We start from the raw sequence: 25,159 nt of genomic DNA, 5'->3' as shown, positions 1-25,159 counted from the left end.
GACGGCAGGTGCAGAGCACTTTCTCGTGCGTGTGCCTACCTATGCGATGGAGAGCAGGTAACCACGGATGTTCGAAAGATTCACCGACCGTGCACGTCGGGTTGTCGTCCTGGCTCAAGAAGAGGCCCGGATGCTCAATCACAACTACATCGGCACCGAGCACATCCTGCTGGGACTCATTCACGAGGGTGAGGGAGTGGCCGCCAAGTCACTCGAATCGCTGGGCATCTCCCTGGAGGGTGTGCGCAGCCAGGTCGAGGAGATCATCGGTCAGGGCCAGCAGGCGCCGTCCGGGCACATCCCCTTCACCCCGCGTGCGAAGAAGGTGCTGGAGCTGAGCCTGCGCGAGGCGCTGCAGCTCGGCCACAACTACATCGGCACCGAGCACATCCTGCTGGGCCTGATCCGCGAAGGCGAGGGCGTGGCCGCCCAGGTGCTGGTCAAGCTCGGCGCGGAACTGACCCGGGTGCGCCAGCAGGTCATCCAGCTGCTGAGCGGATACCAGGGCAAGGAGACCGCCGAAGCCGGCACCGGCGGGCGCGGCGGCGAGGCGGGCAACCCGTCGACGTCGCTGGTGCTCGACCAGTTCGGCCGCAATCTGACCGCCGCCGCGATGGAGGGCAAGCTCGACCCGGTCATCGGCCGCGAGAAGGAAATCGAGCGGGTCATGCAGGTGCTGAGCCGCCGCACCAAGAACAACCCGGTGCTGATCGGTGAGCCCGGCGTCGGTAAGACCGCCGTCGTGGAGGGGCTCGCGCAGGCGATCGTGCACGGCGACGTTCCCGAGACGCTCAAGGACAAGCAGCTCTACACCCTGGACCTGGGTTCGCTGGTCGCAGGCAGCCGCTACCGCGGTGACTTCGAGGAGCGCCTGAAGAAGGTCCTCAAGGAGATCAACACCCGCGGCGACATCATCCTGTTCATCGACGAGCTGCACACGCTCGTCGGTGCCGGTGCCGCCGAGGGCGCGATCGACGCCGCGAGCATCCTCAAGCCGAAGCTGGCCCGCGGTGAGCTGCAGACCATCGGCGCGACCACCCTCGACGAGTACCGCAAGTACATCGAGAAGGACGCCGCGCTCGAGCGCCGGTTCCAGCCGGTGCAGGTCGGCGAGCCGACGGTGGCGCACACCATCGAGATCCTCAAGGGGCTGCGCGACCGGTACGAGGCACACCACCGCGTCTCGATCACCGACGGTGCGATCGCGGCGGCCGCGACCCTGGCCGACCGCTACATCAACGACCGTTTCCTGCCCGACAAGGCGATCGACCTGATCGACGAGGCCGGTGCGCGGATGCGGATCCGCCGGATGACCGCGCCGCCGGACCTGCGCGAGTTCGACGAGAAGATCGCCGACGCGCGCCGGGAGAAGGAGTCCGCGATCGACGCGCAGGACTTCGAGAAGGCCGCGAACCTGCGCGACAAGGAGAAGCAGCTCGTCGCGCAGCGGGCCGAGCGTGAGAAGCAGTGGCGCTCAGGCGATCTCGACGTGGTCGCCGAGGTCGACGACGAGCAGATCGCCGAGGTGCTGGGCAACTGGACCGGTATCCCGGTGTTCAAGCTCACCGAGGAGGAGACCACCCGGCTGCTCCGCATGGAGGACGAGCTGCACAAGCGGATCATCGGCCAGGAGGACGCCGTCAAGGCGGTCTCCAAGGCGATCCGTCGTACGCGTGCCGGTCTGAAGGACCCCAAGCGTCCGTCGGGCTCGTTCATCTTCGCCGGCCCGTCCGGTGTCGGTAAGACCGAGCTGTCCAAGGCGCTGGCCAACTTCCTGTTCGGCGACGACGACGCGCTCATCCAGATCGACATGGGCGAGTTCCACGACCGCTTCACCGCCTCGCGCCTGTTCGGTGCCCCTCCGGGGTACGTCGGCTACGAGGAGGGCGGCCAGCTCACCGAGAAGGTGCGCCGCAAGCCGTTCAGCGTCGTGCTGTTCGACGAGATCGAGAAGGCCCACCAGGAGATCTACAACAGCCTCCTGCAGGTGCTGGAGGACGGCCGTCTCACCGACGGTCAGGGCCGCACGGTCGACTTCAAGAACACCGTGCTGATCTTCACCTCGAACCTCGGGACGTCCGACATCTCCAAGGCGGTGGGCCTCGGCTTCACCCAGGGTGGTGGCGAGAACAACTACGAGCGGATGAAGCAGAAGGTCAACGACGAGCTGAAGAAGCACTTCCGGCCGGAGTTCCTGAACCGTATCGACGACATCATCGTGTTCCACCAGCTGACGCAGGACGAGATCATCAAGATGGTCGACCTGATGATCGGCCGGGTCGGCAATCAGTTGCGGGCCAAGGACATGACCATGGAGCTGACGGATCGGGCCAAGGCTCTGCTGGCCAAGCGCGGCTTCGACCCGGTGCTCGGTGCCCGTCCGCTGCGGCGCACCATCCAGCGCGAGATCGAGGACCAGCTGTCGGAGAAGATCCTCTTCGAGGAGGTCGGACCCGGCCAGAACGTCACCGTCGACGTCGACAACTGGGACGGCGAGGGTCCCGGCGAGGACGCGGTGTTCACCTTCCTTGGTGGGCCGAAGCGCGCCGAGACGCCGGAGCCGGATCTGGCCCAGGCGGGAGCGGCGGGCGCGCCGAGCGTCGCCGAGTAACGCACGATCACGCAAACGGGCGGTCACTTCACCAGTGGCCGCCCGTTTGTCATACGATCCTGCTTGTCATCGACGGAAATCGGAATCTGGTGAGACTCCAGAACGGTCGCGCCACTGTGAACAGTCAGACCCGATGCCGTCGGCACCCGCCGACTGGGACGCGAAATCCCGGAAAGGACTCACCATGACCGCTCCTCACGCCCCCACCACACGCGCGAAGGCCATCGACTTCTCCGCCACCAAGGCGGTGCTCTGGCTGTCGCTGACGGCGTTCTTCGCGCTGCTGACGCTGTACTTCGTCGGCCTCGACCAGGGCGCCACCTCGGTGTTCGGCGCCAACACCGCCATTCACGAGTTCCTGCACGACGGGCGGCACCTGCTCGGCTTCCCCTGCCACTGACCCGGCGACCCAGGGGACAACCGAACATGGAGAAGCAGATCATCGGGCGCGGCCTGCTGGCCGGCGCCGTCGCCGGTGTGCTGGCGTTTCTTTTCGCGCGGCTGTTCGTCGAGCCGCAGATCGACAAGGCCATCGCCTATGAGGACGGCGTGGGCGCCGCCCACGAGGCGATGGAACACGGCGGACACAGCCACGGCGAGGCGGGTGGCGGCTTCAGCCGCGCCATCCAGGCCAACATCGGGATGGGTCTGGGTGTGTTGCTGTTCAGCGTCGCGATCGGCGCACTGTTCGCCGTCGTCTTCGCGGTGGCCTACGGCCGGGTGGGCGACGTCTCCGCGCGCCTGTTGGCGGTCTACGTCGCGGGCGGCATGCTGCTCAGCCTGTACGTCGTGCCGTTCCTGAAGTACCCGGCCAGCCCGCCTGCGCTCAGCCTCGACGAGACGATCCGCCAGCGCACACTTCTCTACCTGCTGATGGTGGTGGTCTCGGCCGCGCTGCTGGTGGGCGCGGTGATCCTCGGGCGGCGGCTGGCGGGGCGGCTCGGCGGGTGGAACGCCACGCTGGCGGCCGCCGGCGCGTACGTCGTCGCGGTCGCCGCCGTGATGCTGGCGTTGCCGACGGTGGACGAGACGCCGGGTCCGCTGGTCGACGACGCGGGCACGATCCTGTACGGCGGTTTCCCCGCCGACGTGCTCTACGAGTTCCGGCTCGCCTCGCTCGGCACGCAGGTGGTCGTCTACGCGACGATCGGACTGGTCTTCGCCGCGCTGGTGTCGCGTCTGCTCGGGGAGCGAAAGCAGGACGTCTGGTCATCGTGAGCGAGGTCGTCCGGCTGACCTTCGTGTCGCACGGCATGACCGACGCGATGGCGGCCGGACGATTTCCCACCGACGAACCGCTCAACGCACTGGGGCGCAGGCAGGCCGGTGCGGGGATCGACCTGCGCGGCGCCGACCGCGTCTACTGCGGTCCGGAGGCGCGGACCATCCAGACCGCCGACCTGCTCGGCGCGCACCCGCAGATCGAACCCCGGCTCGCCGACCTGGACTGCGGACGGTGGCGCGGCGAGGTGCTGGGCCGGGTGCCGCCCGCCGAACTGGCGATCTGGCTGACCGACCCGGCGCAGGCGCCGCACGGCGGCGAGACCGTCATCGACCTCATCGAGCGGGTCCGCGGGTGGATGGAAGCGCTGACCGCCGAGCGGATCCGGGTTCTCGCCGTCACCCATCCGGCGGTGATCCGCGCCGCGATGCTGGTCGTGCTCGATGCGCCGCCGAAGTCGTTCTGGCGCATCGACATCGCACCGGTGAGCGCGACCGTGATGCACTTTCGCGGGCACGCCTGGACCCTGCACGCGCAGCCCTGAGCTACCGCGGCGCCACCATGCCGAACATCTGCCGGGCGATCGACAGCAGCCAGGACGCCGCGGTCGGGCTGCGGTACTGCGACCAGTTGGTCTGCATGCTGACCACCCAGCCCTGACCGGTGCGGTCCTCGGCGTACCAGCTGAACGTCAGATCGCCGGGCAGGTTGCCGGCCTTGGCCCCGATGTAGGGCCACAGCGTGCGGTCCAGGTCGATCCCGGGCACGACGGACAGGATGTCGTGCACCGGTGCGGCCTCGCCGGTCGCGTTGCGCTGCAGCGCGGCGTGCAGTCGGCAGATGTCGGCGGCGCTGGCGTACCACTCGGCGCCGATGTCGGAGGCCGGCATGTGGGTGCGCTGCGGATCCGGCTCGTAGGGTCGCGCGTTGGTCTGCTGCAGCAGTTGCGCACGGCCGGCGGGGGTGGCCTGCTTCCACTGTTCGCGGAGGTTGGGTTCGCCCCAGCCCACCGAGAACAGCTCGTGCATGGTCGGGAACGGCGTCATGCTCGCCGGGTCGTGATGGCCCGCGGCCACCAGGGCGCGTTCGATGGCGCGGGGGCCCATCCGCTCGATGAGCAGGTCGGTGGCCATGTTGTCGCTCGCGGAGATCATCTGTTGCGCGGCGTCGCGCACCGTCACCGTCGCGCCCGGCGGCAGCTTGTCGAAGCCCGAGGAACCGACGGCCTTGGCCTCGGTCGTGATGGTCAGGGGGTCGGTCCATGCGACCGTGTGGGCCTTGACCGCGTCGGACAGGGCGTAGAGCACGTACAGCTTGAAGATCGACGCCAGCGGCAGCGACATCTCGGTGTTGGTGCCCGCCACCTTCGTGCACCGTCCGTCGGTCACCTTGGCCACCTGGTAGGAGTACTTCGCGCCCGACTTCGTCAGCTCCCTGTCGACGTCGGGCCACGACGTGATCCGCGGCGGCACGAGCTCGGCCGAGAACCGGTCGACCATGCCGGCGTCGTCGGTGCGCAGTTCGATCGTCTGAGCCACCCCGTAGGACGTGAGCACGTGCAGGGTGGCGCTGCCGGCGCCGACGTCGACCTTGGTCACGGTGAACGGCCGGTCCCACCACATCCGGTCCATCGTCACGCCGACGGCCTCGAGGACCTGCGGCGCCGCCAGGGTGCGCACGCCGTTCTCCCCGATGGGCCAGTCGCTGTTGAGCATGTCCATCGTCTGCTTGGCGCGCAGACCCTGCGGGGTGTTGATCTGGATGGGGACGCCGTAGGCGGCGTCGGCCGGGGCGGGTCGGGTACCGGTGCAGCCGCACGCCAGGGCTGCGACGGACAGCAGCGCGACCGCGCAGGCGGTCACTCGGCGTCGAGCCCCGGCGGCCCTACGCGTCGGTGCGGGTTCCTGCAACGTCGAGCACAACCTCGAACTCGAGCAGCGACGCGCCCTTGGCGACCGGGTTGGCACGCTCACCGGCGTGCGCCTCGATGGCCGGTCCGCTGGCCCATGCCTGGAACGCCTCTTCGGACTCCCACTGCGTGACGACGAAGTACCGGTCCTCGCCCTTTATCGGGCGCAGCAGCTGGAAGCCGAGGAAACCGGCTTGGTTGTCGACGGCGTGGGCGCGGTGGGCGAACCGCTTCTCCAGTTCCGGGCCGGCGCCGGGCGGGACCTCGATCGCGTTGATCTTCACCACCGGTGTCGGCTTGGCGTTCTGCTCGGACATGGCGTTCAGGCTACCGCGTGGCCCCGGCATGATGACCCCATGGACCTGCTCACCGCCGTGGGCGGCAGTGGCCGCCCGCTGGTGCTGGTGCACGGGCTGATGGGCCGGGGCTCCACGTGGTCGCGGCAACTGCCGTGGCTGACCCGCTGGGGCCGGGTCCACACCTACGACGCTCCGTGGCACCGCGGTCGCGAGGTCCCCGACGACCACCCGGTCTCGACCGAACGTTTCGTCGCCGATCTCGCCGACGCCGTCGGGTCGCTGGGGGAGCCGGCGATCATGATCGGCCACTCGATGGGCGGCCTGCACTCGTGGTGTCTGGCCGCGGCCCGGCCGGAACTGGTCGAGGCGGTGGTCGTCGAGGACATGGCGCCGGATTTCCGCGGCCGGACGACGGGGCCGTGGGAGCCGTGGGTGCACGCGCTGCCGGTCGAGTTCGGCGCCGAGGAGCAGGTCTATGCGGAGTTCGGCCCGGTCGCGGGGCGGTACTTCCTGGAGGCGTTCGACCGCACGGCGACGGGGTGGCGGCTGCACGGGCACCCCCGCCGGTGGATCGAGATCGCGGCGGAATGGGGCACCCGCGACTACTGGGAGCAGTGGCGGGCCGTCGACGTGCCGACGCTGCTGATCGAGGCAGGCAACTCGGTGACGCCGCCGGGCCAGATGGCCGAGATGGCGCGGGTGGGCAGGCGCACCACCTACGTGCAGGTGCCCGGGGCCGGTCATCTCGTGCACGACGACGCCCCGGGGAAATATCGGGACGCCGTCGAGACGTTTCTAACGACGTTCACCCGTGGCGCTTGAGCGCGGCCAGGACGGCTGACGTTCGAAGCGGGTCCGGATGGCGTCCACATCGTGCGCGACGCGGGAGAGGTCACGGTCGTCCTCGAAGAGGCGGCCCGCCAGCGGCGCGGCGAAGCGGAACTGCTCGCGGTGCAGCCGCAGCACGCCGGAGCGGTGAGCCGCCCATGTCAGCGCGGCTGCGAGGGCGAACGGGAGGGACAGGATCAGGAAGGTCAGTGCAATGCTCATGGCAGTAATCGTGCGCCAACGAAATATCGTGCCAACAGTGGCAGAAGCGACATCCGTGGATAAGATGCTGCCATGACGATCCGCACGGTGTCGGCGTTGGTCCTCGATGGATTGGCAGTGTTCGAGTTCGGCGTGATCTGCGAGGTGTTCGGCATCGACCGCTCCGCCGACGGCGTTCCCAACTTCGACTTCAAGGTCTGCGGACCTGAGCCGGGTAAGCCGCTGCGCACCTCGGTCGGCGCGACGATCATCCCCGATCACGGCCTCGACGATCTCGTGGGCGCCGACCTGGTCGCCATTCCGGCGATCGGCGGTTCGGAGTATCTGCCCGAGGCGCTCGAAGCGATTCGCCGGGCCGCCGACTCCGGGTCGATCATCCTGACGGTGTGCTCGGGTGCGTTCGTCGCGGGCGCGGCCGGCCTGCTCGACGGACGGCCGTGCACCACCCACTGGATGCACGCCGACGAACTCGCGCGCATGTATCCGACCGCCAAGGTGGACCGCAACGTGCTGTTCGTCGACGACGGCAACCTGATCACCAGCGCGGGGACCGCAGCGGGCATCGACGCGTGCCTGCACTTGGTGCGCCGCGAGATGGGCAGCGAGATCACCAACAAGATCGCTCGTCGCATGGTGGTGCCACCGCAGCGTGACGGCGGGCAGCGCCAGTACATCGACCAGCCGATCCCGGTGCGATGTTCGGAGCGTTTCGCCCCGCACCTGGACTGGATCCTGGCCAACCTGGACAAGCCGCACACCGTCACGTCGCTGGCGCGCCGGGCGCACATGTCGGGCCGCACGTTCGCGCGCCGCTTCGTCGAGGAGACCGGCCGCACGCCGATGCAGTGGGTCACCGATCAGCGCGTGCTCTTCGCCCGCCGGTTGCTCGAGGAGACCACGATGGACATCGACGGCATCGCCGACCAGTCGGGCTTCGGTAACGCCACGCTGCTGCGGCACCACTTCCGCCGGATCATCGGCGTCACCCCCTCGGATTACCGGCGCCGATTCGCTTCTGCCGCAGCCGAATCCGAGTGCGCCGCGACAGCGTAGAAGCCGGCTCGGCCCGGTTGGGAGCGACAATTGCCGCCAACGGTAATTTTTGCTGATCACTTGACTTCGGCGGGTAATCCGCGACGTAACTGACGTTATGTGGGCGAGCGCGCCGCCCGGGTGGGAGAGCGGCGAAGAGGGCGCCGGCCAGTGCAAATGCGTCCTGACCTATCCATGCGGCGAAATACAGTTATCCGTTGGCCGATTGCCCGCAAACCAGGTATCGGACATTCAGCAAACGATATCGATTGCAATCGCAATGAACAGACAGTGATTGGCTATCGGATTGCATGCTCTGTGAGAGAGTGCTGCCGAGGTTAAACAACTGGTACATGTGATGATTGCCCCCTGGCGATTCGAAGTGAGCTAACGCGCTGTGCGTCGGCGCGCCCCGGTTGCCTTAATCCCGTTGGAGTTCGACTATGAACACAGCAAACCCCTCGTATGCGATCTGCATTTCTCATGGATCAGCCCGTCATGTCGGCCGAGTGGGCGCGCTCGCCGTGGCGCTGGGCATCGGTAGCGCACTTCTCGGCGGTGCGGGTGTCGCGTTTGCGGACAGCACCGGTTCACCCGCCGCGCAATCGTCGGCCGACGGTGGCGCGGCAGCCGGCGCAGGACCCTCGGTGACCCGCGCCGAACGGCGAGCCGCTGCCAAGGGCGACGACGCCGAATCGCCGACCACGGGGAAGAAGCGGTTCCGCAGCGCGGCCGGGCCCGGCGTCGCGGACAGGACTGCCCGCGCCGGACACCGATTGCGCCGGGATGACGACACCGCGGGCGCGGCAGATTCCGCCACCGGGGAGGCGGTCAGTGACACCGTGCGCGCGACGCGAGTGCCGCGACGGCTGGCCGCCAGTGCAGCGCCGGCGCCCGATACGTCTGTGGTGACGCCGGCGAGCCAATCCGTCCCCGCCCGGCCGCGGGTGGTGAGGGTGCTCGAGACGCTCACCCGTGACCTGTCGGCACGTCCGCAGCCGGCGACGCCCGCGCAGACCGCCCTGCTGTCCCTTCTGGTGGCCTGGACGAGCCGGGTGTCCGGCCAGGCGGAGCCGACCGCCGCGCTCCGGTCGACGACCTCCACCGCGCCGACAGCGCTGGCGACGGTCGCCGTGACACCGACCTTCGTACAGGTCGCTGCGGCGACGCCGCAGACACCGCAGACCTCGGTTGCCGTGAAGTACTCGGGTGCGCAGACCGCCGGTGACACGAATGTCGTTGCCATCGGCTGGAACAACGCGACATCGACGATCAGGTCCGTCACCGATTCGGCCGGCAACACCTACCGCGCCGCGGTGCCGACGGCGCGAGGGTCGGGGATCAGTCAGGCCATCTACTACGCCTCGGGGATCAGCAGCGCCGCCGCGGGTTCGAACACGGTGACCGTCGTGTTCAACACCGCCACGCCGTACGTGGACCTGCGTGCACTTGAGTACCGCGGACTCGACCCGGTCGATCCGTTCGACGTGGGTGCGTCAGGGAAGGGCTGGGGACGGTCGGCCAGCAGCGGAACGGTGAGGACCACGGCGGGCAACGAACTCGTGTTCGGCGCCGGCATCACCACCGGGGGATTCACCGCCGCCGGCAGCGGTTTCAGTTCCCGGATCATCACCACGCCCGACGGCGACATCGCCCAGGACAAGGCGGTGAGCACCGCCGGGAGGTACAGCGCGACGGCGTCGTTGCGCGGCTACAGCAGGTGGCTCATGCAGGTGGCCACCTTCAGAGCGGCCTCAGCACCGGCTGCCGTTCCCGACACCACGGCGCCGACGGTATCGGTGAGCGTTCCGGCCGGGACCGTCTCGGGCACGGTGACGTTCACCGCGACGGCGACGGACAACGTCGGGGTCGCCGGCGTGCAGTTCCTGGTCGACAACGCGGCGGTGGGCGCCGCAGATCCGTCGTCGCCCTACAGCGTGTCGTGGAACAGCGCCGGGGCCGCCAACGGCGCCCACACGGTGACCGCGCGGGCGACCGACACCAGCGGCAACACCGCACTGTCGGCGCCGATCGTCTTCACCGTCGGCAACACCGCTGTCGACTCCCTCGCGCCGACGGTGTCCGTGACGGTGCCCGGCGGGACAGTGTCGGGGACGGTGACCCTGACCGCGACCGCGTCGGACAACGTCGCGGTGGCCGGGGTGCAGTTCCTGGTCGACAACAAAGTCATTGGTAGTCAGGATAATTCGTCGCCGTACAGCGTGTCCTGGAACAGCGCCGGGGTCAGCAACGGAACGCACACGTTGACCGCACGGGCAATCGACACGAGCGGCAACACCGCGGTGTCCGCGCCGGTCACCGTCACCGTCGCCAACACGGCCGTCGCACCGCCGATCTTCGTCGGCGACTACAGCACCGGCAACTTCAGCCAGTGGTCGGTGGTGCAGAACAAGTACTTCAACTCCTACGGCAAGGACTACGTACCGCAGTATCCCGCGACGATCGTCAACGATCCGGTGAAGGGCAAAGTGGCGCGGTTCGAAGTGCGCTCGGGCGACTATCCGGGATTCGTGTCGGGGGATCGCTCCGAGGTGCAGAGCACGACCGCGCTGAGCGGCGGTGCCACCGAGGGACAGACATCGTGGTACTCGCTTTCCACGAAGTTCGATGCCGGATTCCCGCAGAACCACGCCAACCTTGGCTGGGGGCTGGTGAACCAGTGGCACGCCAGTGATGCCGGTGGCAGCCCGCCGCTGGCCTTCATCGTCAACGGACAGAACGGTTATCTGTCTCTGATGGCCGAGAGGCAGTCCGCACCAGCGCAGTACCTGGGGAAGGTCATCCTCTGGCAGACCCCGCTGAACGTCGGCACGTGGCACGACATCACGATGGAGGTCACCTGGTCGGCCTCGGACACCATCGGTTCAGTGCGGCTGTGGGAGAACGGCGTCGCCCAAACCCTCACCAACGGCTCGACCACATATCACGTGCGGACGCTGGTCCCCGGTGGCGGCGGTGTCTACTACAAGGAGGGCTACTACCGGCAACGGGACCTCGCACCCACCGGAATCGTCTATCACGCCGGATTCCGGGTGGCCTCAACCCAGGCAGGACTGGGACTCTAGTCCGGGGTCGACCGCCCGCTGCCGGTTGCCTCGTCCCACCGGACTCGTCGTCGGACCCGTCACAACCGGCGTACGTTGGGGCTGATGGCTCCCGTCAGTGCTCGACTCACTGATCGCCGGACGCCGTCGTCCTTTCAATCGGGGGTGCGCAGTGGGTCGATCAAGGAGCACGTTCGCTCGGGTGGCGGCTGTTGCGGTGCTCTCCTGCGGCATGGGGTGCGCGCCGACAACCACTGCGGCTCCGCCCGCGTCCGGTGACACTGCGCTGTTCGTCGGCGACTACAGCACAGGTGATTTCAGTCAATGGGACATCGTGCAGAACAAGTTCTACAACTCGTCGGGCGCCGCTTACACGCCGACATATGCCGCTGCCGTCGTCGACGACCCGGCGAAAGGCAAAGCCGCCAGGTTCGAGGTTCGCGACGGTGACTATCCCGGCTTTCCGTCCGGGGATCGCTCCGAGGTGCAGAGTACGACCCCGCTGAGCGGCGGTACCGAGGGTCAGACGCGCTGGTACGCATTCTCTGTCAAGTTCGATCCCAGCTTCCCTCAGGACCATGCGTCGCTGGGCTGGGGTGTGACCAATCAGTGGCACTGCAACTGCGGCGGCAGTCCACCGGTCGGCTGGGATGTGAACGAGAAGAACGGACAGTGGTCGCTGATCGTCCACAAGCAGTCAGCGCCGAACGTCGTCATCGACAGGTTGGACATCTACGACACGCCGTTGGCGGTAGGGATCTGGCACGACGTCATGATGGAGATCAAGTACTCCGCGTCGGACAGCGAAGGCTACCTCAGGCTGTGGATGAACGGTGTGCCGCAGATGTTCACCAACGGCTCGAACACCTACACCGTGAGGACCATGGTTCCGGGCACGTCAGGCATCTATTACAAAGAGGGCTACTACCGCCAGCGTGGTATCGCACCGACCGGGATCGTGTATCACGCCGGATTTCGCGTCGCCGCGACCGAGGCCGGGCTGTCGCGATGATCGGCTGCGAAATCGTCTTCGCGATGTCCCCCGGATGACCGACACCTCTGTCGCCTCAAGGTAGTCAAGACCGGCGGAAGTCTCAGCACCTGACGTGGCATGCACGAAGGTGGGGACCGTAGACAGGTGGCGTCGCGCAGCAACGCTGAGGTGGATGGGGGAGCGGTGACGAACTGGTTGCATGACACCATCGCCGATTTCGATTCGGCACACTCGCTGGCGGGCCGCGCCAGGACACGTCGCTGGCAGTGTTTCGCACAACGCTTTCCGGCGATCTCGGAGATGCGCGTGATCGACCTCGGCGGCACCCCGGAGTCATGGGCTCTCGCTCCCGTGCGGCCCCGGGCCGTCACGATCGTCAATCTCCTGCCACTGACCTCGGACGAACCGACCGTCGACGTCGTCCAAGCCGACGCGTGCGACCTGCCCGCCGCTGTCCGCCACGAGCGTTTCGATCTGGTGTTCTCGAACTCGCTCATCGAGCATGTCGGTGGCCACCCCCAACGTCAGCGCCTCGCAGACACGATTGGCGTTCTCGCCGAGCGATATTGGGTACAGACGCCGTACCGGTACTTCCCGGTCGAGCCGCACTGGGTGTTTCCCGGCATGCAGTGGCTTCCGTACGAGGCCCGCGTGCAGATATCTCTGCGCTGGAACCGCGGAAACGTGCACACCTACACCCGTGAGGACGCCGAGAACGCTGTCGACCAGGTCGACCTGCTCTCCATTTCTCAGATGCGGCGGTACTTTCCGACATCGTCGATATGGCACGAGCGCTTCGCAGGGCTGGTCAAGTCGATCGTGGCCGTGCGAGGCTGACGACGCCGTAGGATCGCCCGCGGGTCACGGCGCGGTGATGACCGGCCCCGCCACCAGCGCTGCCGTCAACAGGGCCTGCAGTGCCGCCAATCCGACCAGTGGCCAGCGACGTTCGATCGCGCCGTTGGCTGCTAGTGCGCAGATCGCGATCAATGCCATTGCAGCGACGGGCAATTCGAAGTACTTCTGGTAGAGCTGCCCTCCCGCTGTCATCGTCGCCGCCAGACCGATGAGGCCGGTCCCGATCAGAATCGCCGTGGTGTTGTCGAGCAGGAGCAGAACGTGGCAGATGGAACAGCCACCGGCGAAGGCGAGCAGCGTCAGCAGTAGTGAACGCCCATCCAGCAGCGGAGTGTGCTCCACGGACTCCCAGATCAGTCCACCGCGCCGCGCATTGTCGGTTCCCGTCGTTGCAGAACTCGTCCATACCAGTGCGGGCAGCGCGACAGCCGCGCCCGCTCCCAGCGTGGTCGACAGCCGCGGACGGCCACGACCATACGTGGCAAGTGAGATCGGCACGAAGAACACTGCGGCCACCGCGGCGCAGTACGTCGGGGAAAGCCAGCTGCGATTGGCAGCGTTCATCTCGTGGAATCGCGGCGGGAGAAAGCCGTGCCACAGTGCCACCAACCCGGCGAGTACCACCAACGCGGGTGCTGCCACCGCCAGCACACGCAACAGCCTTGTCCCGGAATCTGATTCACGGTGCTGATACCAGATCACCGCGATCGTCGGGACCAGCGACCACACGTATGTCTGCCGCGTCGCGACCGCGGCTGCCAGCAGCAGTCCGGCGCTCACACAACCCACGCCGTCCATCGACTCGCGGCGCAGGAGCAACACGAACGCGGCGAAGGCGAACAGGAGTGCCGCGGCGTCTGTCAGCATCCACAGAGCCGACTCCCAGAAGTAGGGCGAGAGCAGCAGCGGCGCCACCGCCAGCACCCGCAGCACCGGCTCTGTCACGATGCCCACGTACCACACTGCGAGCGCCGCGAGACCGGCCGCGAAGAAGCTGGAGAGAAACTGAGTTCCGAACTCGCCCAGGTGAAGTGGGCCCGAGACAGCAGCGACGATCAGGTGATAGAGAGGTCCGGTCGCCGTGTCCACATTGACGATATCGATGCGCGGAAAGATCTCCCGGAAGTACTGGATGGTCACCCAGTGGTACTGCCGCTGGTCCACGCCTGCCGATGTCGCCACGACTCCGGACGCCGAGACCGCGACGGCCACGGCGCAGACCACGAACGCCGCCAGCGCCGGCGGCGCCGCGGTCGGATTCAGGCCGAGTCGATCGCGTGCAATCGCGCCCATCCGGCCGATGCTACAGGGAATCGACTATGTAGCTGACACTTTCAGCGGTCGACGGGATGACCGCCGGCATCAGGCCGAACCGATCGGGCCAAGCCCGATTGCTGGCAGGTCCGACTTCGTAGGAATGGCCAGTGGGGCGAATCCGCCCAAGCGTGTGAGGGCATGCGACACCGGCGCATGCCCGGCGACGAGGAGCGATCCCCGCCACCGTGCGGCAGGCGGGGGATTCGACGTATGCGGGATTGTCCTCCGAATCGTCGACAAGGCCCGTCGCACGTTGTGTTTCACACTGAGCAGTTGTCTACCGGACGCACGGTAGCTGGGCCACACTCAGTCCTGAAATTGACGGATGGGACGGGGGCAGTTGTGGACAGTGTCGTTTCACGTGCGAACCGTGTCACCTCAGGTAGCCAGAGCGCCGAGCCTCCCGGCGTCGACGTGGAGCTGAGCTCTCCGAAGCATCTGGTCGCGGGTGCGAACCACCACGACAGCGACTGGCTGATGGAAGGATCCCGATGACCGCATCCAAGAAGGCAGAATCCGAGCGCTACATCGATGTGCCCGGCGATCACCGAGCCGCATCACCCGGACGGCGGGTGCGCCAGGTCTGGAACTACCGGTGGCTGGTTATCGCGTTCGCCGTTCTGGGCGCAGGCGCGGCGACCGTGTCGGTCGCGCAGGCCCACACCACGTATGTCGGCAAATCGACGCTGGTGGTGGCGTCCCCGAACCGGCCTACCGATCAGGACGCGGTGATCGTCCAGGGCTACGTTCAACTGTTCAACGATGAGGCGGTGAATGCCCGGTTGGCGGCCAAGAGCGAGATCCCGCCGGGAGTCGAGGTCCAAGCAGCGACGGCCGCAAGCAGTCCGATCGTGACGGTCGACGCGACTGCGGGTGATCCGAGGGTCGCGCAGGACGCCGCCGAGAGGATGGCCGGCGCCTTCCGCAACGACATCAACGCCATGCAGCAGGCCCGCCTCGGCGCCGCCATCAAGGACGCGGAGCGCAGGCTGGAGAAGGTGTTGGCCACCGGCGCGCCGGATGATCCTGCGGAAGCCGCTGCGCTGCAGAACAGGATCATGGAGATGAGTGCGGACAGGACCAACGAATTGCAGGTGCTGCAGCCCAGGGCGGGCGTCACCGAGATCTCAACGCAGACGGGACTGCAGATCGCACTGGGCGGGATCGGCGGACTCGCGTTGGGGATCCTGTCCGCACTGGCCCTGGCGACCGTCTCGACACGTCTCAAGAACCTCGACGACATCCGCGAGAAGACCACCGTCGAACCGCTCATCGAGATACCCGCGGGCGCGAACGTCCATGCCATTCAGATGCGTCAGGAACGCGTGCGTACGCTCGCCAACCTGATCAGCCTGGAGGATCTCCCGAAGAACGCCGCGGTCGTCGTGGCCAACTGCTCCGGTACGCAGGCGCCGTCGCCGCTGGCCGGAGAACTCGCCGGGTTCTGGGCCCGGCAGGGCTATCGCACCGTTCTGATCGGTGCGGATCGTGGGGGTTGGTGCGACACCGATTCCCACGGATTCCTCGAGGCACTCGATGACAGCACCCTGGTGCACGCGCTCCTGCGGGACAGCGACATCGAGACCTTGAAGATCCTGCCCGGCGGCCGTACCGACGGATCGGACTGGCGCCGGATCACCCGCGAGCGCGTTGCTGCCGTCCTCGACGAGATCCGTACGGTAGCTGACGTGATCGTGATGATGGCGCCCCCGGTCGCTGCGTCCGGTGACACGCAACTCATTTGTGCGGCAGCTGATTTGACCGTCCTGACCGTGGTGAAGAATGTGACGCGAGCAGGAGATGTGAGTTCGGCCGCCGACTCCCTGAGTAAAGCGCACGCGGATGTGTTCGGGGCGGTCCTGGTCGACGGGTCCGACGCTGTGCCCATGCCGCGACCGATCCTGTCGGCGTCCTGACGAGCATGATCTCCTCACCCCGACGTCGTGTCCGACCGCCGCGGCGGTCGAGGTGACCGGATTGTTGTCGGGCACCGATCTGGGCGATTTCGTTTTCCTCGGCGTAGCTGCGGTCGCACTGGGGTTGCTGATCGTGCGCAGTCCCGTGGTCGCGGTGATCGCGATGCTGCTCGCGCTGTTCCTCCATGTGGCCTTGGCGCCGCACTTCCCCACTCCCCCTTTCTGGTTCGCGCTCGCGCTGGTGTTGGGCGCCGCCTTCTGGTGGTGGTTGGATCACCGTCACGGTCGTCCGCGCGGCGTCGGCGCCATCGGGTACGCCATGGGGCTCTACCTGTTGTGGATCGTGTATTCGATGGTGAGTCCGCACGAACTCTCCGCCGCAACCGGCAATCCGTCGTACACCAGCATGGCGGTGCCCGGATTCGTCGTCGCGAGCACCCTGATCCCGTTCATCCTGTTCCTGTTCGGGCGCTTCATGTTGACGAGCACGAGAGCGGTTCGGGCGGTGTTGTGGGTGCTGTTGCTGATGGCGGGTTACTCGGCGACGTTGGCGGTCATGCAGTTCCACGGCCTCCAGCAGTGGATGTGGCCGCGGCTGAGCACCGATCCGGCGGCGACGTGGATCGGCAGAGCCAACGGTGTGACGGGTCAGCCGGTCGAGAACGGCATCGTCCTCGCGGTGGGAATCGCCGTCGCGCTGCAATTGATCAGCCGCAGTGACGAACCCGCGTGGCGTCGGTGGTCGGCAGCCGTCATCGCCGTCGGCTGCGGTTACGGCATCTATCTCACGCACACCCGGGCGGCGTGGCTCAGCGGTGCGATCGTTCTCGTCATCGGGGCCGTGTTGGCCGTCGGCTACCGCCGGTGGTTCGCGGCGGCCCTGGGCATCGTCGCCGCGATCATCACCGCGCACTGGTCGACCTTCACCAGCTCCGACCGCACAGCCGGCGGCATCGGTTCCGAATCCGAGGTCGACGACCGTCTCAACATGATCCGAACAGCGTTGTGGGCCGCCGAGCAGAAGCCGCTGACCGGCTGGGGAATCAGCCGGTTCCAGGCCGTCAACACCTACCATCATCAACAGTGGTCCTCCGATGTGCCATGGATTCGTGGTCACGGCATCGTCTCCCACGAGAACGAGTTGGGCATCCTCGCCGAGCTGGGACTGATCGGTCTCGGACTGTGGGTGCTCACCGTGGTCCTGATCGCGCATCGACTCTGGGTGGCCTACCGCAGGCTTCCGGGCTTCGCCCTGACAGGCAGCCCCCTGGCACTCACCGCGCTGATGGCACTGGCGGTCTTCGTCGTCAGCGGATTCACCGTCGACCTCAGGTTCCTGTCGTTCGGCACGTCTGTCGTGTTCCTCCTCTGCGGATTGGCGGTCGGGTGGAACGACAGGCACGGCGGGTCGATCGCAAGGATCGAGCAGAAGGCGTTGGTGCACAATGAATGAACAGCGTGCGCTGTGGGTCTCCACGAGTGTGCGGACGCCGGGCGGGATGACCACCTACCTGCAGGCCATGCAGAAGACGCCGTTGTGGAGCGAGTGGAACATCCGCCATGTCGCGACGCATCGTGAGGGTTCCGCGCTGACGAAGCTCGCCGCCTTTGCCGGGGGTTGCGTCATGTTCCTCGTCGAATTGATCCGGTTCCGGCCGAGCGTGGTTCACCTCCACACCAGCGCGCATGCCAGCTTCGTCCGCAAGGCGACTCTGCTCTGGCTCAGTTCGCTGTCCGGCTTACCGACTGTGCTCCACATCCACGGGTCGGATTTCATGGCGTACTTCGAGGAGTCGCCGGCGCTGACGCAGGTTCTCATCCGGGCCACGTTGTGTCGGTCCAGCGCCGTGGTGGCGCTCGGGGGTACCTGGGCGCGACGATTGGAGAACATCGCGCCCGGTGCGCGCATCGCCGAGATCCCCAATGCCGTCAAACTCGCCGCGGTCCCTGCGCGGCTCTCATCGACCGATCGCCCGGTGCGCTTCGTCTTCCTCGGCCGCATCGGCGAACGCAAGGGCGCCTTCGAACTGTTGCACGCGTGGGCACGCCTCGGCGCACCGGCCGCGACGCTGACCATGGCCGGTGACGGGGAGGTGGAGCGAGCTCGACAGCTCGTGCGGGAGTTGCGGCTCGACAGCTCCGTCGAACTCCCCGGATGGTTGTCGGCGGAAGCCGTCGGTGAGCTCCTCGACGACGCCGACGTCCTGGTCCTGCCCTCGCGCAGAGAAGGCCAGCCGATGGCGGTTCTGGAGGCCATGGCGCGTGGTCTGTGCGTCATCGCCGGGGAGGGGGGAGGTCTTCCCGAGATGATCGGTGGCGGATGCGGGTTACTGGTCACCTCTGACGACGTCGAAGGAATCACCGCGGCGCTGCAACGGGTCATCGACGATGTCGCGCTGCGGATCAGCTGCGGTGAGGCGGCCTACGAACGCGCCAGACAGCGCTACGACATCGACGTCGTCTGGCGTCGGCTCGACGGCCTGTATCGGGACGTCATCGCCGGCTCGCGATCGCGGAATCGGCCGACACGGCGGGCTCGCTGGTCACCTCAGGTGACCGACGAGCGTGTCGCCCAGGGCTGACCGATCGGCCACAGCCTCCAGAGCACGCTGTGCCTCCTCGACACTGCGAGCGAGGCTGAACGTCGTCTCGACGCGCCGGCGGGCCTCGATCCCCATCCGCTGCGCGGTGTCGGCATCGCCGATCAGCGCGACGAGTGTGTCGGCCAATTGCCGAGGGTTGCCCGGCGGCACCAGGAAGCCGGTCACCCCGTCGATCACCATCTCGGGAATCCCGCCCACCGCCGTACACACCGTCGGACGTCCCGACGCCATCGCCTCCAGAATCGCGATCGGGAAGCAGTCGTCACTCGAGGTCAACGTGAAGACATCGATCGCCCGCAGGATCCGATTGATGTCATGACGGGCGCCGGCGAAGTGCACCTGCTCGCCCAACCCGAGATCTTCCCGCAGCTCCTCGAGCTCCGGACGGGTCGGACCGTCACCGACGACGAGAAAGTTGACCTGCGGCAACGCGTCGACGACGTGGCGGGCCGCTTTGAGAAACGTGATGTGGTCTTTCTCGGGGCGCAACGCTGCCAGAATTCCGACGACCGGCACCGTATCGTCGATTCCGAACTCGGCGAGGACTCGGCGGTCGGTGCGGGGGTCGAACTGAGATGTCTCCACCCCGTTGTAGACGATGCGGATCTTGTCCTGCGGATATCCGAGCGTGCCGGTCAGGTAGTCGCGCTGCGCCTCGGTGACACCGAAATACGCAGTGGTCCAACGGTTCAGTACCCGGTCGACGACATCGCGCACACTACCGCGGGGCTCCGGGTCGGCGATGTTGTGCACCCATACGACGGAGCACCGCACGCCGGCGAGCAGGGCTGCGATGCGGCCCAGCGCCTCGGCGTTGTAGCCACGGGCCACGATCACATCGGGCCGTGTCCGTCGCATGGTGGTGACCAGCCTCCACAACGCCTGCGCCGCTTGCCGTTTGCGCAGCCGCCACGCGGTTGCCTCGATGCCTGCGTCGGCCAGCTCGGCGAACAGAGCACCCTGGTCACCGATACAGATCAGCGAAGGGGTGAAGCGCCGGGGGTCCATGCGCGGGAGCAGCGTCGTCACGTGGCGCTCGGCGCCGCCGATGCGAAGATCGGGGACGACGAACAGTACCCGCAGCGGGCGTTCGGTCATCGCCATGATGCACCCGTCACTTCCTGGAACCACTCGACGACGGCGGCGAGGCCTTCCTCGAATTCGAACTGTGGCTCGTAACCAAGGGATTTCAGCTTGGTGATGTCGACGACGAGCTTCTCCGGATCGCCGGGCCGATTCACCCCGGTGTAACGGAACTCCGGGTGCACCCCCACCTGTTCGCACAGCGATTTGGCGAGGACGTCGATCGTGTACTCCCGGCCCGCACCCACGTTGTAGGCCTCACCGGACAGGCTCGCTCGGGCAGCGACGGTCATCGCGGACAGCGCCGCATCCTTGACGTACAGGAAGTCCCGGACTTGGGTCCCGTCGCCGTGGATCACGAGGTTCCGGCGGTCGTCGTTCAGCTTGCTGAGCAGATCGAACACCACCTGCTTGCGCTGCCGTGGGCCGTAGGCGGAGAAGAACCTCACCGAGGCCACGTTGAGTCCGTACAGCGATCCGTAGATCGCGAGATAGCGCTCGGCGGCCAGCTTTCCGGCCCCGTAGGGCGAGATCGGCACCGTCGGATCCTCCTCTCGGATCGGCACCCGCACGGCGTTGCCGTAGACGGCCGCCGACGATGCGAACACGAGCCGCCCGGGCCACTGCATGACGCGCAACGCTTCCAGTAACCGGAACGTGGCGGCGAAGTTGGTCTCGTAGTCGAACGACGGGCACGCGACAGAAGGTGGCACGTACGCGTTGGCCGCGAGGTGGAAGATCACGTCGGCGGGATGCGTCGAGAGATACTGGTTCCAGGCGATTCTGCGGATGTCCTGTTGCGTGAAGGTGATGCTGCCGGCGACGGAGACCAGGTTGTCTCGCCGGCCCGATGCCAGCGTGTCGAGTACGGTCACCTCCGCGCCTGCCGCGACGAGCAGTTCGACCAGGTGCGAGCCGATGAAGCCGGCACCACCGGTGACGAGAATCGACTTTCCGGTCCACGTGAAGTCTTCGTTCACCGTGACCACATCCGTTCCTCCTGCTCCTCTGAGACGACCTCGGGGTGATGGCTTGCGGCGGCCCGGTACGCCGCGACGGTGCGCCGAGCGACCGCATCGACGGAGAATCGGTTCAGCGCGATCTCGTGGCCGCGCTGACCCATCTGCAGACACCAGGCCTGGTTCGAGAGAAGCGCGGACATGCGCGCTGCGAGGGCCCCTTCGTCTCCGGCGTCGACCAGAAGTCCCGTCTCGCCGTGACAGACCATCTCCGGTACGCCGCCCACCCGGGAGGCGATGACAGGCTTACCCGCCGCCATCGCCTGGGCGATGAGCGTGGGGGCCGTCTCTTCGTGTGAGAACAGGACGACTGCTCGCGCGGCCGCGATTTCGCTCCGGAGTCGGCAGTTGTCCACCAGGCCGACGAAATCGACACAGTGTCGCAGACCGAGTGCGGAGAGCCGGTCACGAACGGTGTCGGCGTAGCAAGGGTCCGGCTGCGGTCCGGCGATGACCAGCCGGGCATCCGGCACCCGCCGGTGAGTGATCGCGAACGCGTTCACCAACCCGAGGACGTTCTTGCGGGGCGTCATCACACCGGCGAACAGCAACCTCGGTTCTGTGGGAAGCGACGGGGCGAGGGCGAAGAACTCCGGAGCCGTCGGATTCGCGATACTCGTCTTTCCTCCGCGGATCAACTGTCCCACCTGTCCGGCGTCGTATTCGGAGATCGAGATGACGACAGCGGCCCGCCGCAGGACCCGCCGGATCATCCGCTCCATCGACCCGCTGCGCAGCCTCTCCCGCAGACTGCGAGCCGACATCCTGCTCTCGACATGGGGTAACCCGTGGATGGTGACGACCGACCGGTGGCCGCAGCGGGTGGCCACGTCGCCGAAGCAGCCGATCTCCTGACCGTGAACGACATCAGGCTTGGTGTGAGCCGCCAGTTTCCGCGCTTTGCGCACATCGAGAAACGACCGCGTCAGCATGCGGAAACAGCTCTGGCCGCGCACGTAATAGACCTCGGCCTTCGGGCCGATGCGGCGGTAATCGGTCGTCGCGTCGCCGTAGTGATACCTCACCACGGTGATGCGCTCGATATCGTCGTTCTCGGCCAGCGCCGGTACGAGGGTGCTGGTGACCGATTCGATGCCACCGTTGACCACGTCCGGCTCGAGCGGATACGCGCCGATCATCATCACCTTCACGCGTAACCACCCCTCTGTCGCGCGGCGACGCGGCCGGCGATGAGCACCGAGATCCATTGGCCGAGCTCGTGTGCTGTTGTCCGCCACCGCGACGAGAACATGAGCAGCGCAACGTAAACAACGAGAAGCAACACACATTCGGCGGTGATCAGCGCCAGGCCGGCCGGTCCGTGATATCCGATGGAACCGCCGACAAGGCGCTCGACAGGGAGGGCAACGGCAAGCGCCGCCGCAGCCGACAGTGTCGTGGGGGCCAGACAGATGGTGAGCTCCCGCCAGGTGGCTCCAACCACGGGACGGGCCAACCCCAGGCTGAGGAGACCGACAGTCAGGTAGGAGAGGGAAAGCGCCACAGCGACTCCGACGAGACCGAACGGAATCAGCAGGATGAGCAGTGGGAGTCCGAGTGCCAGACTCAGTGCCGTCATCCAGTTCAACAGATGCGAGCGCCCGGCGCCTTTGACCGCCTCTGCAGCCGCCGACATCAACGCCACGCCGAGTCCGATGCCGGCCATCGCCGCGGCGGCATGACCGGCTGGTTGCCACTGGTCGCCGAGTAACAACGGCACCGCGGGGGGAGCCAGAGCGACCATCAACGCCGCCACGGGTAGTGCTGCGAACCATATCCAGGTCAGCGCCCTGAGAAAGGCGCTGCGGAAGCGTTCGGCGTCGCCGGCGATCCGCGAGAAGGCGGGAAAGAGCACGTACGAACAGATTTGGATGATGCCGAGCGAAGGCAGTGACGCGATGCGATACCCGTAGCGATACTGGCCGAGCGCTGAACCGCCCAGCCATCTGCCGACGAGAACCTGTTCGACGACCTCGCGGGACCGCTCGGCGACGACGTCGAGGAACACCGGGAACGAGAATCGTGCCAAGTCCCGCCACATGCGCACGGAGAAGCGCCCCCGCAGCGGACGCCATTTCGCAAGCCACCAGCTCAGCGCGACCCAACTGACCGTCGACGCGTACGTGCCGATCACCATGGACCAGGCCCCGTAGCCCAGGCCGGCGAAGGTGATCGCCACGACCGCGAAGATGAGCGACACCGCGGGATCGATGACGATCCGGCGTCGAAACCGGAAGGCGCGTTGCATCAACGCATCCGGCACCGTCGTACACGCGTGCAGGAGTGCCAGACCCGAGCAGGCCATCGCGATCAGCCCGATTCGCGTGTCGTGAAAGACCATCCCGATCAGCGGCGAGGCGGCGGCCAGCCCGATCGCGAGAACGAGGCCGGTCAGGAAGGTCACCACCAGCGCGGTGTTCGCAGCGTCCTCGAGATCGTGCTCGCGTTGGATGACTGCGTGCCCGAGACTGCCCTGCGCGACGACCACGAGGCTCGATACCAGCACCGACCCAGCCGTGAAGACACCGATCTCATAGGGTCCCAGCAATCGCCCCAGCACCACGGTCTGCACCACGGTGATGCCCTGGGCGAGCACCGTGGCGACAGCCGATATGGCGGCGCCACGCTTGAGCACTGCGCCGAGTCCGCCGTCACTCGTGATGCCGGAATGCGCTGGGGTCATGGACCACCGACTCTGCTGATACGCCACCGCGCTCGTTCGATCGTGCGCTGGGCGGTGTTCTTGACGGGGTGCACCCACCTGAGTGCGTCCGGGCTGATGTGCAGCGCAGCGACCACGGCTGCCGCCCGCAGAGTGTGCCGTTCGCGGTAGGCGTCGCGAGCGGCTTTCCGTGCGGCGTCGACATCGCCGGCCAGCAACGAGCATCGTGCGGTGCGCAGGGCGCGCTCATAGCGCATTTCGCGCAGAGCGCGGGACTCCGCGAGACCGCCGCGAGCGTGCTGCTGGGCGACGACGGTGTGGAACGAGTGAAGCAGTCGTTCTTGGAAGTCATCGGCACGGGCCGGATGTCGCGAGGCCGAATCGGGCCGCAGGCGCATCCGGGCGAGTCGGTCGGGAAGAACCCGGACGTCGTCGCCTGCCGCAGCAGCACTCAGCCAGAGCGCGACGTCGGGCTCGACATCTGTTGTCGCGGGATCGAATCCGCGATGGACGTCCCAGACCTCCCGCCGAAATGCGCCGATGTACAGGGGTACTCCCTCATCGAGGAACTCGTCCAGTGTCGCGGCTCGCGACGGGTCGGGTACGGATCGTCGACCGATCGAGGCGAAGTAACTCTTCGGTGGCGGAGTGCCGTCGTCCGGGTCGTAGAACAGCTCGCCGTCGCATCCGACCGCATCGATGCCGGGATCGGTCTCGATCATCGCGCCGACGCGTTCGCAGTACTCGGGCAGCAGCAGGTCGTCGCTGTTCAGAACGCAGAGGTAGCGTCCGGTCGCGGCGTCGGCGGCCGCGGTGACTCCGCCGCGGATTCCCCTGTTCTCCTGACGTATCAGGATGATTCGGGGATCAGGGAGGTAGCGGCCGATGATTGCGGCCATCTCGTCGGATCCCCCGTTGTCGACGGCGATCAGTTCCCAATCGGTGCGTGTCTGGGCCAGGACGGAGTCGATGGTCGCAGCGACGAACCGTTCGGTGCCGTATGCGGTCATGAGGAAGCTGAGGAACGGCCGCGATCGAACGCGCGTAGGAGCGGCGTCCGGGGAACTCGTCATGCTGATCTGGATACGTGGGATTTGCCCGGGAGACTCGGCAACCGTCCGAAGTGCGGTCCGACGACCGACAGACGATGTCGGTCGCACGTGGGATACGGGGTGCAGGACGCGCCGAGCCCGGACGCTCGGCGGCACTGTCGCGACGTCGAGCTGGCGCCGGGGATCGGCAGCAGCCAAGTTAATTAGCCAGGCTTCGAGGTATCCGTCGGGTACCCGGGGTGACCGCGCGGGTCGGCACCGGGGGTCCGGAAATGCCCGGGCTGCCTGCAACGGCCAGCGGGATCTTTGCCAGCCCGGCGGCCGCCGGCCGCGCCGCGGCGTGGAATCGGTGCTCGACCAGCGCAGGCCAATGTGTTTCCATTCGATAGGTTACTTTGCGATTTCCCGGACAAGTCGTACTTTTAACTGACAGAGCGTGTCGTCAGAAGTAACTCAATGTTTGCTGT

Annotated in this window: 21 protein-coding genes; 12 read left to right on the top strand and 9 right to left on the bottom strand. The window is 67.0% G+C overall.

Features of this window, described 5'->3' with window-relative positions; genetic code table 11:
- The first annotated feature begins 67 nt into the window (after positions 1–67).
- The 4 genes from clpC1 (at position 68) to MCHUDSM44219_RS12800 (ending at position 4,377) form a co-directional block, all read left to right on the top strand.
- Positions 68–2,611 (top strand): ATP-dependent protease ATP-binding subunit ClpC, encoded by a 2,544-nt coding sequence (gene clpC1, locus MCHUDSM44219_RS12815; protein ID WP_048418604.1) that lies wholly within the window; start codon positions 68–70, stop codon positions 2,609–2,611.
- A 184-nt stretch (positions 2,612–2,795) separates the two neighbouring features.
- Positions 2,796–3,011 carry a CbtB domain-containing protein gene (locus tag MCHUDSM44219_RS12810; RefSeq protein WP_048418708.1) on the top strand — a complete coding sequence of 72 codons (216 nt, stop codon included), beginning with the start codon at positions 2,796–2,798 and terminating at the stop codon, positions 3,009–3,011.
- A gap of 26 nt (positions 3,012–3,037) precedes the next feature.
- Positions 3,038–3,829 (top strand): CbtA family protein, encoded by a 792-nt coding sequence (locus MCHUDSM44219_RS12805; RefSeq protein WP_048418603.1) that lies wholly within the window; start codon positions 3,038–3,040, stop codon positions 3,827–3,829.
- Positions 3,826–4,377 carry a histidine phosphatase family protein gene (locus MCHUDSM44219_RS12800; protein WP_048418602.1) on the top strand — a complete coding sequence of 184 codons (552 nt, stop codon included), beginning with the start codon at positions 3,826–3,828 and terminating at the stop codon, positions 4,375–4,377. Before MCHUDSM44219_RS12805 ends, MCHUDSM44219_RS12800 begins: the two co-directional genes overlap by 4 nt.
- Before the next feature lies 1 nt (position 4,378).
- Here the strand turns inward: MCHUDSM44219_RS12800 and MCHUDSM44219_RS12795 are convergent, their stop codons facing one another.
- Together MCHUDSM44219_RS12795 and mhuD are read right to left on the bottom strand one after the other, a co-directional pair.
- On the bottom strand, positions 4,379–5,695 hold the full coding sequence (locus MCHUDSM44219_RS12795) for a serine hydrolase (RefSeq protein WP_109777746.1): 1,317 nt from the start codon (positions 5,693–5,695) through the stop codon (positions 4,379–4,381).
- A gap of 22 nt (positions 5,696–5,717) precedes the next feature.
- Positions 5,718–6,059, bottom strand: a complete 342-nt coding sequence (mhuD, locus tag MCHUDSM44219_RS12790) for a mycobilin-forming heme oxygenase MhuD (protein WP_048418600.1) — start codon at positions 6,057–6,059, stop codon at positions 5,718–5,720.
- Positions 6,060–6,098: 39 nt separating this feature from the next.
- On the opposite strand from mhuD, the gene MCHUDSM44219_RS12785 reads away from it, so the two are divergent.
- A complete protein-coding gene (locus MCHUDSM44219_RS12785) occupies positions 6,099–6,863 on the top strand; it encodes an alpha/beta fold hydrolase (RefSeq protein WP_048418599.1) in 765 nt (254 codons plus the stop codon).
- On the opposite strand, the gene MCHUDSM44219_RS12780 is transcribed toward MCHUDSM44219_RS12785, so the two are convergent.
- A complete protein-coding gene (locus tag MCHUDSM44219_RS12780) occupies positions 6,837–7,091 on the bottom strand; it encodes a hypothetical protein (RefSeq protein ID WP_048418598.1) in 255 nt (84 codons plus the stop codon). The two genes, MCHUDSM44219_RS12785 and MCHUDSM44219_RS12780, sit on opposite strands and share 27 nt — an antisense overlap.
- A 72-nt stretch (positions 7,092–7,163) precedes the next feature.
- Here MCHUDSM44219_RS12780 and MCHUDSM44219_RS12775 point away from each other — a divergent pair, with 72 nt between their 5' ends.
- From MCHUDSM44219_RS12775 to MCHUDSM44219_RS12755, 4 genes are all read left to right on the top strand, one after another.
- Entirely contained in the window at positions 7,164–8,144 is a 981-nt protein-coding gene (locus MCHUDSM44219_RS12775; RefSeq protein ID WP_048418597.1) for a helix-turn-helix domain-containing protein, read from the top strand.
- A 488-nt stretch (positions 8,145–8,632) separates the two neighbouring features.
- Complete coding sequence (locus tag MCHUDSM44219_RS29975) at positions 8,633–11,209, top strand: heparin lyase I family protein (protein ID WP_157868763.1); 2,577 nt, start codon at positions 8,633–8,635, stop codon at positions 11,207–11,209.
- A gap of 181 nt (positions 11,210–11,390) precedes the next feature.
- Positions 11,391–12,200 (top strand): polysaccharide lyase family 20 protein, encoded by an 810-nt coding sequence (locus MCHUDSM44219_RS12760; RefSeq protein WP_236695444.1) that lies wholly within the window; start codon positions 11,391–11,393, stop codon positions 12,198–12,200.
- A gap of 165 nt (positions 12,201–12,365) precedes the next feature.
- Positions 12,366–13,019, top strand: coding sequence for a class I SAM-dependent methyltransferase (locus MCHUDSM44219_RS12755; RefSeq protein ID WP_048418705.1), 654 nt, complete (start codon positions 12,366–12,368; stop codon positions 13,017–13,019).
- 24 nt (positions 13,020–13,043) lie between these two features.
- Here MCHUDSM44219_RS12755 and MCHUDSM44219_RS12750 read toward each other — a convergent pair whose 3' ends face one another.
- The gene (locus tag MCHUDSM44219_RS12750) at positions 13,044–14,333 is read right to left on the bottom strand and encodes a hypothetical protein (protein ID WP_048418595.1); all 1,290 of its coding nucleotides are present in this window, start codon (positions 14,331–14,333) and stop codon (positions 13,044–13,046) included.
- A 515-nt stretch (positions 14,334–14,848) separates the two neighbouring features.
- On the opposite strand from MCHUDSM44219_RS12750, the gene MCHUDSM44219_RS12745 reads away from it, so the two are divergent.
- Genes MCHUDSM44219_RS12745 through MCHUDSM44219_RS12735 form a run of 3 tightly spaced genes read left to right on the top strand, consistent with a single transcriptional unit; the run spans position 14,849 to position 18,855 of the window.
- The gene (locus MCHUDSM44219_RS12745; protein ID WP_048418594.1) at positions 14,849–16,273 is read left to right on the top strand and encodes a hypothetical protein; all 1,425 of its coding nucleotides are present in this window, start codon (positions 14,849–14,851) and stop codon (positions 16,271–16,273) included.
- Between the two features lie 52 nt (positions 16,274–16,325).
- Complete coding sequence (locus tag MCHUDSM44219_RS12740; RefSeq protein WP_053081243.1) at positions 16,326–17,726, top strand: O-antigen ligase family protein; 1,401 nt, start codon at positions 16,326–16,328, stop codon at positions 17,724–17,726.
- Positions 17,719–18,855: a glycosyltransferase family 4 protein gene (locus MCHUDSM44219_RS12735; RefSeq protein WP_082162174.1), complete on the top strand. Its 1,137-nt coding sequence runs from the start codon at positions 17,719–17,721 to the stop codon at positions 18,853–18,855. Before MCHUDSM44219_RS12740 ends, MCHUDSM44219_RS12735 begins: the two co-directional genes overlap by 8 nt.
- Here the strand turns inward: MCHUDSM44219_RS12735 and MCHUDSM44219_RS12730 are convergent.
- From MCHUDSM44219_RS12730 to MCHUDSM44219_RS12710, 5 genes are read right to left on the bottom strand one after another with little or no spacing between them, the layout of a single operon-like run.
- Positions 18,817–19,974, bottom strand: a complete 1,158-nt coding sequence (locus tag MCHUDSM44219_RS12730) for a glycosyltransferase (RefSeq protein WP_172506340.1) — start codon at positions 19,972–19,974, stop codon at positions 18,817–18,819. The two genes, MCHUDSM44219_RS12735 and MCHUDSM44219_RS12730, sit on opposite strands and share 39 nt — an antisense overlap.
- Entirely contained in the window at positions 19,971–20,939 is a 969-nt protein-coding gene (locus tag MCHUDSM44219_RS12725) for a GDP-mannose 4,6-dehydratase (RefSeq protein WP_048418701.1), read from the bottom strand. The genes MCHUDSM44219_RS12730 and MCHUDSM44219_RS12725 overlap by 4 nt, the downstream gene beginning before the upstream one ends.
- On the bottom strand, positions 20,936–22,120 hold the full coding sequence (locus MCHUDSM44219_RS29775) for a glycosyltransferase family 4 protein (RefSeq protein ID WP_236695447.1): 1,185 nt from the start codon (positions 22,118–22,120) through the stop codon (positions 20,936–20,938). Before MCHUDSM44219_RS29775 ends, MCHUDSM44219_RS12725 begins: the two co-directional genes overlap by 4 nt.
- A gap of 5 nt (positions 22,121–22,125) precedes the next feature.
- Complete coding sequence (locus tag MCHUDSM44219_RS12715; RefSeq protein WP_082162172.1) at positions 22,126–23,661, bottom strand: oligosaccharide flippase family protein; 1,536 nt, start codon at positions 23,659–23,661, stop codon at positions 22,126–22,128.
- On the bottom strand, positions 23,658–24,713 hold the full coding sequence (locus tag MCHUDSM44219_RS12710; protein ID WP_048418593.1) for a glycosyltransferase family A protein: 1,056 nt from the start codon (positions 24,711–24,713) through the stop codon (positions 23,658–23,660). The genes MCHUDSM44219_RS12715 and MCHUDSM44219_RS12710 overlap by 4 nt, the downstream gene beginning before the upstream one ends.
- Positions 24,714–25,159: the final 446 nt, after the last annotated feature.

Source organism: Mycolicibacterium chubuense, assembly GCF_001044255.1.
In the GTDB taxonomy this organism is placed as follows: domain Bacteria; phylum Actinomycetota; class Actinomycetes; order Mycobacteriales; family Mycobacteriaceae; genus Mycobacterium; species Mycobacterium chubuense.
Note: the sequence above shows the minus strand (reverse complement) of the source record. Positions and strands in the feature narration are given on the sequence as shown.